This is a genomic window from Janthinobacterium lividum, from assembly GCF_011601275.1.
In the GTDB taxonomy this organism is placed as follows: Bacteria; Pseudomonadota; Gammaproteobacteria; order Burkholderiales; family Burkholderiaceae_D; genus Janthinobacterium; species Janthinobacterium lividum_E.
The window spans coordinates 1-492 of the sequence record NZ_JAAOLY010000058.1; the positions used below are offsets into that span (position 1 = coordinate 1).

Below are 492 nucleotides of genomic sequence, written 5' to 3' on the forward strand. Positions count from 1 at the left end.
TGCCGGAAGACGTGATGGTGTCGACCGACATCGGCAACATCAACTCGGTGGCGAACAGCTATCTGCGCTTTGAAAAGCCGCGCAGCTTCTTTGCGGCGATGAGCTTTGGCAACTGCGGCTACGCGTTTCCGACCATCATCGGCGCAAAAGTGGCCGCACCGCACCGTCCGGCCGTGTCGTATGCGGGCGATGGCGCCTGGGGCATGAGCTTGATGGAAACGATGACCTGCGTGCGCCACAACATTCCCGTGACGGCCGTGGTGTTCCACAACCGCCAGTGGGGCGCGGAAAAGAAAAACCAGGTCGATTTCTACAACCGCCGCTTCGTCGCCGGAGAGCTCGACAACCAGAGCTTTGCCGAGATTGCGCGCGCCATGGGCGCCGAAGGCATCACGGTCGACAAGCTGGAAGATGTGGGCCCGGCCTTGAAAAAGGCGATCGACATGCAGATGAATGAAGGCAAGACGACCATCATTGAAATCATGTGCACGC

The 492-nt window shown here is 59.6% G+C and carries 1 protein-coding gene; it reads left to right on the forward strand.

Annotation, left to right across the window (positions count from 1 at the left end; genetic code table 11):
* Positions 1-492 (forward strand): thiamine pyrophosphate-dependent enzyme (locus GYK42_RS28850; protein ID WP_240943949.1); only part of this gene is annotated, 492 nt, incomplete at both ends.